Source organism: Streptomyces sp. NPDC048290, assembly GCF_040652095.1.
Classification (GTDB): domain Bacteria; phylum Actinomycetota; class Actinomycetes; order Streptomycetales; family Streptomycetaceae; genus Streptomyces.
The window spans coordinates 87,452-100,730 of the sequence record NZ_JBEZLM010000023.1 but is presented as its reverse complement, the minus strand read 5'-3'; the positions used below and the strand labels follow the sequence as shown (position 1 = coordinate 100,730).

The 13,279-nt window shown below is 74.2% G+C and carries 12 protein-coding genes; 1 reads left to right on the top strand and 11 read right to left on the bottom strand.

Features of this window, described 5'->3' with window-relative positions:
• Window positions 1-222: 222 nt before the first annotated feature.
• The 3 genes from AB0D49_RS31845 to AB0D49_RS31835 form a co-directional block, all read right to left on the bottom strand.
• Entirely contained in the window at window positions 223-921 is a 699-nt protein-coding gene (locus tag AB0D49_RS31845) for a response regulator transcription factor (protein ID WP_362764316.1), read from the bottom strand.
• A gap of 461 nt (window positions 922-1,382) precedes the next feature.
• Window positions 1,383-2,618, bottom strand: a complete 1,236-nt coding sequence (locus AB0D49_RS31840) for a histidine kinase (RefSeq protein WP_362764178.1) — start codon at window positions 2,616-2,618, stop codon at window positions 1,383-1,385.
• A 72-nt stretch (window positions 2,619-2,690) separates the two neighbouring features.
• Entirely contained in the window at window positions 2,691-3,206 is a 516-nt protein-coding gene (locus AB0D49_RS31835; RefSeq protein WP_362764175.1) for a hypothetical protein, read from the bottom strand.
• Window positions 3,207-3,570: 364 nt separating this feature from the next.
• On the opposite strand from AB0D49_RS31835, the gene AB0D49_RS31830 reads away from it, so the two are divergent.
• Complete coding sequence (locus AB0D49_RS31830) at window positions 3,571-4,269, top strand: D-Ala-D-Ala carboxypeptidase family metallohydrolase (RefSeq protein WP_362764173.1); 699 nt, start codon at window positions 3,571-3,573, stop codon at window positions 4,267-4,269.
• An 83-nt stretch (window positions 4,270-4,352) separates the two neighbouring features.
• Here AB0D49_RS31830 and AB0D49_RS31825 read toward each other — a convergent pair whose 3' ends face one another.
• The 8 genes from AB0D49_RS31825 to AB0D49_RS31790 all read right to left on the bottom strand — a co-directional run bounded on the left by AB0D49_RS31825 (window position 4,353) and on the right by AB0D49_RS31790 (window position 13,277).
• On the bottom strand, window positions 4,353-4,778 hold the full coding sequence (locus AB0D49_RS31825) for an RNHCP domain-containing protein (protein WP_362764172.1): 426 nt from the start codon (window positions 4,776-4,778) through the stop codon (window positions 4,353-4,355).
• 26 nt (window positions 4,779-4,804) lie between these two features.
• Window positions 4,805-5,143: an RNHCP domain-containing protein gene (locus AB0D49_RS31820; protein ID WP_362764170.1), complete on the bottom strand. Its 339-nt coding sequence runs from the start codon at window positions 5,141-5,143 to the stop codon at window positions 4,805-4,807.
• Between the two features lie 383 nt (window positions 5,144-5,526).
• Complete coding sequence (locus AB0D49_RS31815; RefSeq protein ID WP_362764167.1) at window positions 5,527-6,000, bottom strand: carboxymuconolactone decarboxylase family protein; 474 nt, start codon at window positions 5,998-6,000, stop codon at window positions 5,527-5,529.
• Window positions 6,001-6,091: 91 nt separating this feature from the next.
• Window positions 6,092-7,378 (bottom strand): vanadium-dependent haloperoxidase, encoded by a 1,287-nt coding sequence (locus AB0D49_RS31810; RefSeq protein WP_362764164.1) that lies wholly within the window; start codon window positions 7,376-7,378, stop codon window positions 6,092-6,094.
• 696 nt (window positions 7,379-8,074) lie between these two features.
• Window positions 8,075-10,300, bottom strand: a complete 2,226-nt coding sequence (locus AB0D49_RS31805) for an MMPL family transporter (protein WP_362764161.1) — start codon at window positions 10,298-10,300, stop codon at window positions 8,075-8,077.
• A gap of 105 nt (window positions 10,301-10,405) precedes the next feature.
• Window positions 10,406-11,074, bottom strand: a complete 669-nt coding sequence (locus AB0D49_RS31800; RefSeq protein WP_362764158.1) for a response regulator transcription factor — start codon at window positions 11,072-11,074, stop codon at window positions 10,406-10,408.
• 105 nt (window positions 11,075-11,179) lie between these two features.
• Window positions 11,180-12,343 (bottom strand): sensor histidine kinase, encoded by a 1,164-nt coding sequence (locus AB0D49_RS31795; RefSeq protein ID WP_362764155.1) that lies wholly within the window; start codon window positions 12,341-12,343, stop codon window positions 11,180-11,182.
• 232 nt (window positions 12,344-12,575) lie between these two features.
• A complete protein-coding gene (locus AB0D49_RS31790) occupies window positions 12,576-13,277 on the bottom strand; it encodes a hypothetical protein (RefSeq protein WP_362764152.1) in 702 nt (233 codons plus the stop codon).
• Between the last annotated feature and the right edge of the window lie 2 nt (window positions 13,278-13,279).

Below are 13,279 nucleotides of genomic sequence, written 5' to 3'. Positions count from 1 at the left end.
AAGAAAAGGCGAAGGGTTTGAGGCAACGGCGGCGGTATCGGCAGCGCGGGTGAAGGGGACCACGGGTAACAGGAGGAGAAGGGGGTCGGAAAGGAACTGCCTGACAGGCAGGGTCATCAGAACGACCACGACCCTCAGCGCGCCCACGGCGATGAGAATGACGCGGGCGATGAAAGTGATGCAGGCGATCAACGGACCTTTCCCCCCTTCCGGCCCCGGCGTTCAGTCCTCGCCGGTCAGCCCGTTCCGATACGCGTATCCCACCGCCTGTGCCCGGTCGGCGGCGCCGGTCTTCGCGAAGATCCGGTTGATATGTGTCTTGACCGTGGCCCGGCTGACGGTGAGCCGGTCGCAGATCTCCGTGTTGGACAGGCCCTGCGCGATCAGCGCGAGCACCTCGGCCTCGCGCGGGGTGAGCCCGTCCGGCAGGGCGGCGACCTCCGGCCCCCGGTCGCCCTCCGCCGGCCGCGCACCGGCGCCGGCACCGGGCTCGGCGGGGCCCCGCCCGGCGGCGACCTCCGCGACCAGGCGGGCCTGCACCTGCGGGTCCAGCCAGGTGCGGCCCCGGTGGACATTGCGGATCGCCGTCTCCACCTCGTCGTCGTCCGCGTCCTTCGTCAGATAGCCGCGGGCGCCCGCGCGCAGCGCCGGGAACACCGAGTCGTCGTCGGCGTAGGTGGTCAGGACGAGCACCGCCGTGTCCGGTGCCGTGTCCCGCAGGGCGGCGGTCGCCGCGATGCCGTCCAGCACCGGCATGTTCAGGTCCATCAGGACCACGTCCGGACGCAGGCGCTCGGTCAGCCGCACCGCCTCCGCGCCGTCCCGGGCCGCGCCCACCACCTCGATACCGTCCAGCATCCCGATCAGCAGCACGAGCCCGCCCCGGACGACCTGCTGATCGTCGGCGACGAGGACGCGGATCGGCGCGCCGGGCGTGCTGTTGCCTCCGGCGCCGGGCGTGGTGTTGCCTCCGGCGCCAGGCGTGCCGTTCCCTCCGGCGCCCGGCGTGCCGTTCCCTCCGGCGCCCGGCGTGCCGTTCCCTCCGGCGCCCGGCGTGCTGTTGCCTCCGGCGCCGGGCGTGCCGTTCCCTCCGGTGCCCGGCGTGCTGTTGCCTCCGGCGCCGGGCGGGGTGTCCGCAGCCGCAGCCGACGTGGCGCCCCCACCCGCGCCGGACGTGCCGTCCGCACCCGCACCCGACCTGCCGTCCGTACCTGTGCCGGACGTGCCGCGCCCTCCCGCAGCCAACCCGCCGTCCCCACCCACGCCGGACGTGCCCTCCCCTACCGCACCCGGCCCGCCGCCCCCACCCACACCGGACATGCCGTCCGCACCCCCACCCGACCTACCGTCCCCACCACCCACCACGCCCGCTCGTCCCTCGGTCATGCCGGGACCTCCATCCGTACGCTCCAGCCGTCGTCCACCGGTCCCGCGCTCGCCGTGCCGCCCACCGCGGCCAGTCGCTCCCGTATTCCCTTCAGGCCCAGTCCCGAGCCCTCGAAGGGCGGCGGCTCGGGCGGGGCCCCGGCCGTACGGCGGTCCTCCACCGTCAGGACCGTCCGGCCGTCGCCGTAGCTCAGTGTCACCGCGGTCCGTGCTCCGCGGGCGTACCGGGCGGCGTTCGTCAGCGCCTCCTGCGCGCCGCGGTAGAGGGCGAGGCCGGTCTCGGGCGGCAGGGGGCGCCGGGTTCCGGTGACGGTCAGGGTGACGTCGATCTCCAGGTCCACCCGGTAGCGCTCCACCAGTTCCGGCAGCCGGTCCAGCGAGGGGACGCTCCGGCCGCGCAGCGCGCCCACGGCCCGGCGGGCGTCGCCGAGCCCCTCCTTCACCTGCTTGCCCGCCCGGTCCAGCAGGTCCTGGAGGTCCTGGCCCGCCTCGTCCCGCCGGGCCATCCGGCGGGCCGCCTGCACCTGCACCGCGAGGCCCGAGAGGGTCTGGGCCAGCACGTCGTGCAACTCCTGGGCGATCCGGGTGCGCTCGGCCAGCGCGACCGCCTCGGCCTCCGCCTCCCGGGCGTCCTCCAACTGGGCCAGCAGCAGGGAGGCCCGCTCCTCGCTGGCACCGGCCTGCCGCATGCTGACCGCCATCAGCGCGAGCACAGCGCAGAACAGCACCTGGGAGACGACGTACTCGGCGCCGCCATCCGCCCCGGCCGCCTCTGCCGCGATCAGGGCGCCCACGACCACCGCGCCGACCGCCAGGGCCGGTCCTCTGCGCAGCACCAGGAACGCGGTCAGTACCGCGACCGACGGCGGCAGCACCGCCACCGAGCTGGGCTGGACCGCGCCGAGGGCGATCCCGAATCCGCCGACCAGCAGACAGAACAGCACACAGGCACCGGGCGAGGCCACATGCCACCGACCGGACGCCACCGCGGCCAGCGGGAGCAGACAGCCGATGAGCAGCAGGGTGACCGCGAGATGGGTGCCCTGCCAGCCGGGGGCCGGGTCGGCGACCAGCGACTGCACGGCGACGGCGGCGAGGATGAGCCACAGCACCGGCCGCAGCCGCCGGGTCCGGCGGGTCCGCCGCTCCGCCGCCTCGGCGAGCGCGGCGGCCATCCGGGGGCTGACCGGCACCGGCACGGAATCCGGCGGCCCCGGGGCTAGGTCACTCATGGTCTGAAGGATAGGAACGCCGGCACCCGGGCGCCGCCGGGGCGCGGCCACCACCGCGGGCCGGGGCGGCGGTCATGCCCGCACCGCCACCCGGGTCGCCGGGGTGAGCCGGTGGGTCCGCAGGCGCACCACCGCCAGCCTGCACAGCACCTGGGCCAGGGCCATCAGGAGCAGCGCGGCGGTCCAGGCGGCGGCGCCGGTGATCAGGTTGTCGCGGCTGAAGCGGGCTATGTCCGTGGCCCCGCCGTTGTCAGCCCAGTACTCGAAGCCGGCGCGGGAGGCCATGCCCACGATCCACAGGGCCGCGGCCACGGCACCCGCCTGGGCGAAGGCGACTCCGTCGGCCGACCGGCTGAGCCGCGTGGTGGCACCGCAGGCGATGCCGAGGACGGCGCCTATGAGGAGTGTGGTGGCGTACAGCGGGACGTCGTGTCCCTCCGTGGGGAAGGACTTCAGGTAGTAGGCGGCAGCGGCGGCGACCGCCACGATCGGCAGCAGCGCGGTGCGCAGTGTCTGGCGGGTGCCGCGGATCTGCGGAATGACGAGCAGGATCAGTGCCGCGGAGATCAGATAGTCGATGGTCGTCATGCATACGAGCGTGCCGTCCGCGGCGCCCGGACACATCGACCCCCGAGTTGATCACGGGTTGATCCGCGGTGGACGCCCTACTCCACCCACGGGTGGACACCGCACCGCGGCAGTCCGTTCACGCGGGCCCTCTTGTCTCCGGCCGCCGCGCGCTCCATGGTTGACGCGCGTCACATAGACCCCCCACAGGTCACGGGCGCGCCGCGCGCCACCGTCTCACCCCACGGGAGCCTTCATGTCTCGCCGCACCACGAGCCGCGCACCACGCCGGACCACACCACCCCGGACCACACCACCCCGGACCGCATCACGCCAGGCCACACAACGGCAACGGCCCCTCCTCCGTCTGCTCGTCTCGCTTGTCATGCTCCTGTCTGGCTTGACGGCCGGTACCCTCGCCACCGCCGGAACCGCGCACGCCGACGGCTGCTACACCTGGTCCCGCACCCTGCCCCAGGGCGCGACCGGCGCCGATGTCAGCGAGTTGCAGATCAGGCTGGGCGGCTACCCGGGCTACGGTGCCGTCCTGGCCGTGGACGGCGAGTTCGGCCCCGCCACCACCGCCGCGCTCAAGCGCTTCCAATCGGCGTACGGGCTCACCGCCGACGGAGTGGCCGGGACCGCCACGTTCACCAAGCTCTACGCCCTCCAGGACGACGACTGCACCCCCGTCCACTTCACGTACAGCGAGCTGAACGACTGCAACAGCACCTGGGCCGGGGGCAATGTGAGCGCGGCGACCGCCAAGTCCAACGCCCTGCGCACCATGTGGAAGCTGGAGGCGCTCCGGCACGCGCTGGGCGACCAGCCGATCACCGTGACCAGCGGATTCCGCTCGCAGGCGTGCAACGCGGCGGTCGGCGGCGCGAGCGACAGCCGTCATCTGTACGGCGACGCGGCCGACCTCGGGGCCGGACCGCACTCCCTGTGCACCCTCGCCAAGCAGGCCCGCAACCACGGCTTCCGGGGCATCCTCGGACCGGGCTACCCGGGTCATGGCGACCACACCCACCTCGACCACCGCTCGGCGCAGTTCTGGTCCGCGTCGAGCTGCGGGATCTGAGGGACGCGGAGACCTGACGGGCACGGCCGGAACGGGGGCGGCCCCTTCGACAGGGGCCGCCCCCGCAGGCAGAGCCGTTCGGCTCACAGGGTGAGCAGCACGCGCCCGGCGACGTCCGTACTCCGCAAGGGGCGTACGGCGAGCCGGACCAGGGTGAGCGCGTGGTCGTCCCCGGCGATGCGGTTGGTGCTGAGTTCGCCGCAGGACTGGCACTGATGGATGATCATCCATTCGCCGTCCGGCCGTACGGACAGGCCCAGCGCCTCCATCCGGCCCCGGCAGGGCGAGGCGCGGTCGCCCGGTGTCCGGTGGTCCACGTGCAGACTGGCCAGACAGTGCGGGCAGTGGTTGCGGTGAGCGGTACCGGGGGCGGTGGCGGAGACGTCGAGTCGGCAGGACACGCACCGGAAGTCGTTCGCCCGGTGCCCGCCCTGGGCCTTACGGCGCTGTGCGCGGCGCCCGGTCGGCGCCTCGCGGGTGTCGTCCCGTCTGCGGATGCGTCGTGGCATGGTGTTTCTCCCTCCTTCCGGGGCGGTCAGAGGGTGCCGAACGCTTCGAGCGGGAACGGTGGCTGGGCGAGCGGCCGTACGGCCATCCGCATCAGGATCAGCTGGTTGTCGTCCGTGCAGACGGGGTTCGACGTCAGTTCGTCGCACCGTACGCAGCGGTGGACGACCATCCAGTCACCGGTGCGCAGCACGGCGATGGCGATGGGCGCCATCCGGCCGTGGCAGTCGCTCGCTCCGCCCTCGACGTGGTCGAGGACATGCCGGGAGTGCAGACAGGACGGGCAGTGGTTGCGACGCGTCCCGTCGGCGGCGACGGCGGACACGGTCAGTCCGCACCACGCGCAGGCGAACGTGTCGATCTTCAAGGGGTGGTGAGATGTGCCGGCTGAACTGCCGGGACGTGCGGTATTGCTGGACACCCGGGGTGCTCCCTGCTGAGGAATGGGTCATGACAGCGAGAGCAGGCCGAGCAGCCTCGACGACGACAGCCGCGCACACGGGTGCGGGCGCCGGAGGATTACGCGGTACGGCGAGGCGCGCTCGGCGCGGGCCGGGTCATAAACCACTCCTACCAGGGCCACGGGGCCCGGATCGACGGGACGTCTGTACGAGTCCCAGCCAACCCGGTGCCCACGGGGCGCGTCAAAGCATTTTCCGGCGCCGCATTCTCCGGCGCCGGGCCGGTCTCCATCTCCGGTCTCCAGTTTCCGGTCTCCAGTCTCCAGTCTCCAGTCTCCGGTCTCCGGTCTCAGTCGAACATGCCCGGCTCGTAGCTCCCGGCCGGCTGCCGGACGATCACGTTGAGCCGGTTGTAGGCGTTGATGATGGCGATCAGCGACACCAGCGCGGCGAGCTGGTCCTCGTCGTAGTGCTTGGCGGCGTCGCTCCACGCCTCGTCGGTGACGCCGCCCGCGGCGTCGGCGATCCTGGTGCCCTGCTCGGTCAGTTCCAGGGCGGCCCGCTCGGCGTCGGTGAAGACGGTCGCCTCACGCCAGGCGGCGACCAGGTTCAACCGGGTCTGGGTCTCCCCCGCGGCGAGCGCCTCCTTGCTGTGCATGTCGGTGCAGAACCCGCAGCCGTTGATCTGGCTCGCGCGCAGTTTGACCAGCTCCTGCGTGACGGCAGGCAGCGACGAGTCGGTGATGGTGCGGCCGGCCCCGTTCACCCGCCGCAGGAAGTCGCCGGATGCCTTGTTGGCCAGCAGATTCAGTCGGGCGTCCATGGTGTGCTCCCTCTGTGCTTCCCGGTGGTTACACAGCTCTGACTCCATGGCCCGGCCGAATGTGACAGCACCGCACGTGACCTGGGTCACCTCACCCGCCGAGCAGTCGCACGGTACGGGCCAGCGCGTACCGGGCCACCCGCTCGCCCAGCAGGATGCCCGCCTCGTCCGCCGAACGCGTGTGGATGCCGGACAGGACCCGCGCCTCGACATTGTCGTCGGAGAGCTGCCGCCAAGTGGTGTACGTCCTGGTCACACCGGGTGCGGTGGGGCTGGTCAGCGGGAACGGCGCGGTCCGGGCGCCGAACCGGGCGGTCAGCACGGCCTCCGCCGCGCCCGCGTAGGTGTTGTGGCCGCTCGGGTGGTCGGGGTGCGCGGGGGTGGTGTGCAGCGGGGTCCACGCCGGGTCCGGGTCGATGGTGCCGGTGCGGATCGCGGTCACGGGGCGCCACCGCTCGTACGCGTACTTGCTGTCGGAGGTCGCGATCTGGGTGTCGACCAAGGTGGTGTGGAACAGGGCGACGCTCAGTGCCTGCTCCGCCGGGTCCCGGTCCGCGCGGGCCAGCGCGACCCGCAGCGGCTCGGTGTAGAGGGTGAGCGAGGAGCCGTACCAGAAGTTCGCGGTCTCGGTCTGGCGGGCGCCGCGGACCGTGCTGTGCAGCGCCCCGTACGCGCGGACCTCGGCCAGGTCGGCGGCGTAGCGGCGGGAGGTCAGGGCGGGCGGCGGGCCGAGCCGGAAGCGGCTGGGCGAGGGGAGCAGGAAGGGCCGGGCGAGCCGGTTGCCGTACTGGGCGGCGGGCGTGTGGTCGGGCGGTGTCGGCTGCCAGACGCCGGGCGCGGGGGCGGGCACCGGGTAGGGGGCGTTGACCGAGGCGGGGTCGAGGCCGTCGCCCCGCCGGTCGGCCAGGACCGCCCCGGCCGCGCGCCGCCCCGCCGCCACCCCGAGGTCGCGGGCGGTACCGGCGGGGAGCGCGGCGAGGGTCCGCGCGAGGGTGGCGTCCAACTGTCCGGCGTGGCCCGGCACCAGGGTGACCAGCGCATGGTGGACGGCTCCGGAGAGCGCCGCCGCGCGGTACGCGTCCCGGTCCGGGACCCCGCCCGGCACGGTGTGCGCGGCCCGTGCCGCCGCGAGCCAGCCGATGGCCCAGGTGCGGCTGTTGGTGATCTGCGTCGGCGCGCCCGCCGCGGCGAGGGCGGCGGAGGTGGCGTCGTACCAGGCGAGCACGGTGGTGCCGTAGGCGCCGGGGACGGCGGTGGTGGGGGCGGCCGGTGCGGCGGCGGCCCGCGAGGTTCCGGCGAGGGCGACGGCCGCGGCACCCGCGCCGAGCGCGAGAGCGGTGCGGCGGTCGAGGGGGGCACACGCTGCGGACAGGGTCACTCGTGCTCCTTCGGGACGCCCCGGGTGTGTCGGGGCGGTGGGGGATCGTCTTTCCGCGCGGCTTCCTGGAAGCTATCCAGGCACGAAATACCGGTCAAGGAGCGGGAGTTGAGCGCCGTGAGGCTGCAATGACAGCTTCGTGGCGCCGCCATGTGCCCGTAACAACGCGGCCCTGGGGTGGCGTTGGAGGGCGGGTGTCACCGGGCCGGGGAAGGCGGGTGTCACCGGGCCGGGGGCCAAGGCGGGCGTCCCGGAGCGGCCGTCATACGACGGGCGTCCCAGAGCGGCCCCGTATGGCGGGCGTCCTGGGCATCCGCCACGACGGCACGCGTCCCACAGCCGCCCCGCACGGCAGACATCCCTGGGCAGCCGCCGCTACAACAGGCGCCCCACAGCAGCCCCCCACATGGCAAGCGCCGCCAGGCAACCGCCCCAACGGCACCCGTCGCACAGCCGCCCCGCATGGCAAGCGTCCCCGGGCAGCCGCCCCTACAGCAGGCGTCCCACAACGGCCCCGCATGGCAAGCACCCCCGGGCAGCCGCCCCAACGGCACACGCCCCACCACCACTCCACCCCCCACGGCGCCGGAACTACCACTCCACCCCCCACGGCACCGGAACCACCACGACATCCCCACGGCGCCGGGACCACCGCCCCCGTCAGGGCGGCCCCCGCGGCGGTCCCGGCGCTCCCCCCTACCGGTGTGGTCCCATCCCGCCCTCCGGTCCGGGTGCGGGCCGCTCCAGTGCCACCCTCGGCAGCAGCCGCGCCAGCGCCCCCGGCAGCCACCACGCGCGCTTCCCGAGCAGTTGCAGTACGGCCGGGACGATCAGACAGCGGATGACGACGGCGTCCAGCAGCACCGCCACCGCGAGGCCGAGCCCGAACTGCTGGAGCATCCGGCTCGGGCTGAGCACGAACGCGGCGAACACCACGATCATGATGGCCGCGGCGGCGGTGATGACCCGCCCAGTCCGGGCGAGGCCCTCGCGGACCGCGTGCTCGGCGTCCCCGGTGCGCTCCCACTCCTCGTGGATGCGGGAGACGAGGAAGACCTCGTAGTCCATGGACAGTCCGAACACGATGGCGAAGATCATGACCGGGATGAACGCCTCGATCGGCCCCGGCTCCACTCCGAACCAGCCGTGCTGGAAGACCAGGGTGATGGCGCCGAGCGCGGCGGCGATGGACAGCAGGTTGAGCAGGGCCGCCTTGAGCGGGATCAGCAGGGAGCGGAAGACGACCGTCAGGAGCAGCGTGGACAGCCCGACGACGATCGCGACGAACAGGGCCATCCGGCCGGAGACGGCGTCGGAGAAGTCCTGGGTGGCGGCGGTGGCACCGCCGACGAGGTAGTCGGCGCCGGTGCGGTCCGCGAGGTCCGGCAGGACGTCGTCGCGCAGCCGGTGCACGAGGTCGGTGGTGCCCTGGTCCTGGGGCGCGGTGCGGGGGTAGGCGACGACGGTGGTGAGGGCGCCGTCGGCGCTGGGCAGCGGGGGGCTGACGGCGGCGATGCCGTCGGTCCCGGCCAGCGTGGCGCGCAGCCGGGCGCCGGTGTCGCCGCCGCCTTCGCCGACGATCACCAGCGGGCCGTTGAAGCCGGGGCCGAACCCCTCGGCGAGCAGGTCGTACGCCTGTCGGCTGGTGCTGGTGGCGGCGTCGTTCCCGGCGTCGGCGAAGCCCAGGCGCAGTCCGAGGGCGGGGGCGGACAGGGCGAGCAGGGCGAGTACGGCGACGAGCAGCGCGGGCAGCGGGCGGCGCTGCACGGCGGTGGCCCAGGCCCGCCAACGGGCGCCTTCCTCACGGCCCTTGGCGCGCGCCCGGCGGTCCTGGCGGTGGATGTGCCGTTCGATACGGGAGCCGAACAGGGCGAGCAGCGCGGGCAGCAGGGTCAGCGAGGCGGCCATGGTGACCAGCACGGTGAGGGCGACGGCGAGGGCGACGCCCTGGAGCGAGCCGAGGCCGAGGACGACCAGGCCGAGCAGCGCGACGATGACCGTACAGCCCGCGAAGACGACCGTGCGTCCGGCGGCGTCCAGGGCGGTGCGGGTGGCGCTCGCGCGATCGGCTCCGGCGATGATCTCGTGCCGGTAGCGGTGGAAGATGAGCAGCGCGTAGTCGACGCCGACACCGAGTCCGACCAGCATCATGATGGGCGGGGTGAAGTCGGCGACGGTGAAGACATGCGAGGCCAGCGCGATCAGGCCGACCGCTCCGCCGACCGCGAACACCGCGGTGACCAGCGGTACGGCCGCCGCGAGCAGGGAGCCGAAGAGGAGGACGAGGACGACGAGCGCGGCGAGGATGCCCGCGCCCTCGGCGGCGCCTCCCCCGCCCTCCTCTACGGCCCGTACGGCGTCCCCGCCGAGTTCGACGCGCAGGGTGGCGGACACGGCGTCCCGCGCGGTGTCGATGATCCGGGTGATGTGTGCGGCGGGGACCTCCTCCGCCTTGCCGGTGAGGGTGACGGTGGCGTAGGCGACGGTGCCGTCCCGGGAGACGGCGGAGGCGTCCTGGTAGGGGCTGCGGACCTCGGCGACGCCGGGCAGGTCGCGGACCTCGGCGAGCATCGCCTCGACGGGGGTCCGGTCGTCGGCCACGCCGCCGGTGTCCTGGAGGACGATCTGCACGCTGTCCCCGGCCTGCGTGGCGCCGTGGGCGCGGAGCAGGTCGGTGGCGGTCTGCGAGTCCGTGCCGGGCAGCGTGAAGTCGTTGCGGTAGGCGCTGCCCGCGGTCTGCGCGCCGGCCGTGACGGCGGCCACGACGAGCAGCCAGAGCAGGACGGCCGCCCAGCGCCGCCGCTGGGCCCAGCCCGCCAGCCGGGCCGGGAGCCCGCCCCGGCCGTCGGGCGGCGAGGGGGGTCGGGGGTCGTCGTGCGGCGCCGTGGTCCGCGCGGCGCCGGAAGGCGCGGGTGAGTTCATGCCGTCAGACTCGGCGGCGGGCCGCGCGGTGCGCGTCGGCCCGGGGTGGGCATCCGGTGTACCGCCCGGGTTGCGGTCGGGCGGGTCGGCGTACCGCGCGGGTAGTCAGCCGCCCAGCCAGCCGGGGGTGACCATGCCGGACTCGTAGGCGAGGACGACGAGTTGGGAGCGGTCGCGGACGGCCAGCTTGGTCATGACCCGGCTGACATGTGTCTTGGCGGTGGCGGGGCTGAGCACCAGGTGGGCGGCGATCTCGTCGTTGCTCAGCCCCTGGGCGACCAGGCGCATCACCTCGCGCTCGCGGTCGGTGAGGGCGTTCAGCCGGGGGCTGGGGTCGGGGACCTTGACGCGGCCCGCGAACTCGGCGATCAGTCTGCGGGTGATGCCGGGGCTGATCAGGGCGTCGCCGCGGGCGGCCACCCGTACGGCCTGGATGAGTTCCTCGGGTTCGGTGTCCTTGACGAGGAAGCCGGTGGCTCCGGCGCGCAGCGCTCCATAGACATGGTCGTCGAGGTCGAAGGTGGTGAGGATGACGACCTTCACGGCGCTCAGCCGGGGGTCGGCGCCGATCTGGCGGGCGGCCTCCAGACCGTCGGTGCCGGGCATGCGGATGTCCATGAGGACGACGTCCGGGGCGAGTTCACGGCAGCGGGCGACGGCCTCGGCGCCGTCGGCGGCCTCGCCGACCACGTCGAAGTCCTCCTCGTCCTCCAGGATCGACCGGAACCCGGCGCGCACCAGGCGCTGGTCGTCGGCGAGCAGGACCTTGATCATGGCGGGGGGACGCTCCGTTCGGGACGGCGGGGACAGGGTCTGCCGCCCATGATGACGGACGGGGTCCCCGTCCCCGGTCGGTGGCGTCCGCGCCGTGGTCATGGGCTATGCCTCCGCCGGGGGCGGCGGGGTGCAGGGCAGCCGGGCGCGGACGGTGAAGCCGCCGCCGGGGCGCGGGCCGGTGGTGAGTTCGCCGCCGAGGGCGCGGGCGCGTTCCCGCATACCGCTGATGCCGGTGCCCTGGGCGGTGCCGGGTGAGGGCCCGCCGTGGCCGTCGTCGGCGATCTCCACGCGGAGTTCGCCGGGGCGCTGGTCGATGCGGATGACGACGGCTGCGGCGCGGGCGTGCCGGGTGACGTTGGTGAGGGACTCCTGCACGATCCGGTACGCGGCGAGGCCGACCTCGGCGGGCGGCGCGGCCCGCTCCCCCGCCGTCTCCACCCGGACGTCGAGCCCGGTCCGGCGGGCGGACTCGGCGAGTTCACCGATCCGTCCGAGGCTGGGGGCGGGCGCGGTGGGGGCGGTCTCGCCCGCCTGGCGCAGGACGCCGAGGGTGGCGCGCAGATCGCGCAGCGCCTCCCGGCTGGAGTCCTTGATGGCGGCGAGTGCCTGTTCGGCCTGGGCGGCGCCCGCCTCCGGATGCCGGGTCAGCCGGCGCAGCGCCGCCGCGGACTGGACGTTGATCAGGGAGAGGTGGTGGCCGATGACGTCGTGCAGGTCACGGGCGATCCGCAGGCGTTCCTCGCTGACGGCCCGGCGCTCGGCCTGCCGGGCGTAGGCCAGCCGGTTGTGGCGCAGCCGCCCCAGCGCGATGATCCCGACCAGCCAGCCCGCGAGCATGAACAGGGCGACGCCGGTGACGTCGTCGTTCCCGGCGAGGGTGCCGAGGCCGGTGGCGGCGACGACGACCAGCCCGAGGACGACGGCCGCGGCCAGCCGCCCCTCGGCGGCGACCGTGTAGAGGGCGACCACGGCGACCACCAGCAGCGGCCCGTCGTAGGTGCTGGTCAGGTAGTACACGGCGCAGGCGGCCAGGACGAAGGCGCAGACGGCCACCGGGTGGCGGCGGCGCTGGTACAGGGCGGCGCAGGACAGGGCGATCAGCAGCCAGGAGAACGCGGTGGCGCTCCAGGGCTCCTCGCGCGAGCCGATCAGTGAGCGCAGGCTGCCGAGGCCGACGACCACGAACATGCCGAGGGCGAGCGCGGCGTCGCCGTGCCAAGAGGCGCGCAGCCGCCCGCGCACCCGGGACATCATGTCCAAGACCATGGCTTCAGCGTAGATCGGCGCGCTGACCAGCGCGTTCCTCTCACGGGGGATATCCCTGAGGGCCGGACCGCAACTTCCGGGGTACGCGGGGCGGGCGGTACGCAACCGTGGGGGTAGTCCCTACGGCGTCCAGGTGGCCGGGCGGTCGGCACGTCGGCACGTCGGCACGTCGGCACGTCGGCACGTCGGCACGTCGGCGCCAGGCTAGGCGGTGCCGTGCCGGGCCGCGCGCTCAGTCCACGGGCGCGCCGGGCTGCACCGGCAGGGCCTCGACGCCGGGGGTGGCGAGCAGGTCGGCGATCAGGGCGTGGCTGCCACCGACGTAGGTGCTGACCAGGTCGACGTCGCCGCCCACGATCCAGGCGGTGTCCTCGGGCCACCACAGGTCGGGCAGCTCGGTGAACTCGTCCTCGCCGACCGGTGAGGTGACGTCGGTGAGCGGGCCGGACAGCAGGATCTCCTCGCGGCCGGGTGTGGTGAAGGTGGGCACGCCGTCGAAGTTCCGGCGTCCGTAGCCGTCCCAGAGGCCGAACCAGCAGCGGTCGGGGGTGGTGGTGTGGCGGGCGAGGACGGGCAGGACGGCGTGGGCGAGCGCGGCGGGGGTCGGGCCCTCGGCGGGGTGTTCGTCCCAGACGCCGGGCAGGCCGCCGTCGTCGGTGTGCAGGTGGTCGCGGTCCTTGCCGACCAGTTCGTGCCAGCAGGTGGCGGCGGTCAGCGGCCGTCCCCGGGCGGCGGCGACGGCTGTCCAGGGCACCGGCTGTCCGGCCAGTTCCGCCGGGTGGAGGAGCCGTGCGTAGGCGGGGAATCCCGGCGCGGCGACGCCCGCGACCGTGCCGAACTCGCCATACCCGCCGGTGTGCCGGAACAGCCGCAGGGCCGGGTCCAGCGTGTCGGGGCGGACCAGGAGACGTCCGTAGGGCGGAGGACCGCTCATCA